1 protein-coding gene is annotated in these 1,716 nt (G+C 67.2%); it reads left to right on the top strand.

The genetic code is table 11. The features are described from left to right. Nucleotides 1-106: 106 nt before the first annotated feature. Complete coding sequence (locus tag D7V93_RS42640) at nucleotides 107-1,693, top strand: IS1182 family transposase (RefSeq protein WP_120648638.1); 1,587 nt, start codon at nucleotides 107-109, stop codon at nucleotides 1,691-1,693. Nucleotides 1,694-1,716: the final 23 nt, after the last annotated feature.

The following is a 1,716-nucleotide window of genomic DNA, read 5'->3' as shown; positions in this document are numbered from 1 at the left end:
CTAGAGCGCCGATCAGGTTTCCGCCCGAGGAAAGTCGAATACTTGCGCGAGCGATCGACGCGGGCTGTCACCGCGTGCATAGGTCGCCACCTCACGGAGGTGGCGCATGGAACGCTGGAAGCCGGCTGTGGAGCAGAGCGCCCGGGAGCAGCGCCTGCTGAAGCTCGCGGGGAAAAGCAGGAAGCTCTTCGTCTTCCTGCGCGAGCATCGGCACGAGTTGTTCGACGAGGCCTTTCAGGACGAACTCGAAGCGATGTACCGACAGACGGGCCAGGGGCAAGCGCCGCAGCCGCCCGCGATGATGTGCATGGCGCTGCTGGTGCAGGCCTATACGCAGGCCTCGGACGCCGAAGCCGTGTGCCTCTCGGGCACCGATAGCCGGTGGCGAATGGTATTGGACCGACTCGGCGCGGATGAGGACGAGCCCGCCTTTTCCCAGGGCGGGCTGCAGCAATTCCGGGAGCGACTCATCGCGACCGAGATGGACCGCCGGCTGCTTGAGCGCACCGTCGAGGTGGCGAAGCGGACGAAGGGGTTCGATTCGAAGAAGACGCCGAAGACGCTGCGAGTGGGGGTCGACAGCCGCCCTTTAGAAGGGGCCGGGCGGGTTGAGGACACCCTCAACCTGCTCGGCCACGCCGGCCGCAAGGTGGCCGAGGGCATGGCGCTCGCGCTCGGCACTGACGTCGAGGAGGTGTGTCAGCAGGCCGATGCGCCGTTGCTGAGGGCCAGCAGCATCAAGGCCGGCCTCGACATCGACTGGAGCGCGCCCGACGCGAAGGTCGACGCACTCAATCGACTCTGCCAACAGCTCGACCGCCTCATGGCCTGGGTGGCGAAGCAGTCAGAGTCGTGCGTCGAGGCTCCGCTGACTCGCTACATCGAAGCGCTCGCGCAGGTGCGCGAACAGGACCTCGAGCCGCGCCCCGAGGGCGGCGTTCAGATTCGACAGGGCGTGGCAGCCGACAGGCGCATCTCCATCGAAGACCCGGACATGCGCCACGGGCGCAAGAGCAAGAGCAAGCGATTCAATGGCTACAAGCAGCACGTCGGCACCGACCTCGACACCGAGCTCGTGGTGGCCTGCGCCGTGACGCCAGCCAACCGCCCCGAAGAAGAGGCGACCCTTGCACTGCAGGAAGACATGGCCCACCAGGAGCTCTTCCCCGATGTCCTCCTCATCGACAGGGCGTACCTCAACAGCTCAATGACCGAAGACGTGCTGGCGAGCGGCGGCGACGTCGTCTGCCGGCCGTGGCGAGGAGCCAGCGCGAAGCCTGGACTCTTCGGCAAGCGCGACTTCAAAGTGAACATCCGCGACGGCACCCTCACGTGCCCTGCTGGCGAGGTGGAGCCCTTCGAGCCCGGCGCCGTCGTGCAATTCGACCCGGAAGCCTGCGGGCCGTGCAAGCTGCGCTCGAGTTGTACCCAGGCCGCGTCCGGCAAGGGTCGCAGCGTCACGATGGGCGACGACGAGTGGCTCCAGAAGCGCCTTCGCTCACGTCTGCAGTCGCGCGCGGGCCGCGCACAACTCCGCGAGCGTGTCGGCGTCGAGCATCGCCTGGCACATCTCGCCAACCGCCAGGGCCCGAAGGGCCGTTACCGAGGCACGCGCCGCAACCTCTTTGACCTCAGGCGACTCGCGGTCGTCCAAAACCTCGAGGTCGCCGCGCGTTACCAGCGCGCGGCGTGACCTAACCTGTTCGGCGCTCTAGG

Source organism: Corallococcus llansteffanensis (assembly GCF_003612055.1).
Lineage (GTDB): Bacteria > Myxococcota > Myxococcia > Myxococcales > Myxococcaceae > Corallococcus > Corallococcus llansteffanensis.
The sequence above is the reverse complement of the archived record's forward strand: the minus strand, read 5'-3'. Positions and strand labels throughout refer to the sequence as shown.

Coding starts and splice junctions, on each gene's coding strand:
- D7V93_RS42640 (WP_120648638.1), top strand. CDS start 107: ATGGAACGCTGGAAGCCGGCTGTGGAGCAGAGCGCCCGGGAGCAGCGC.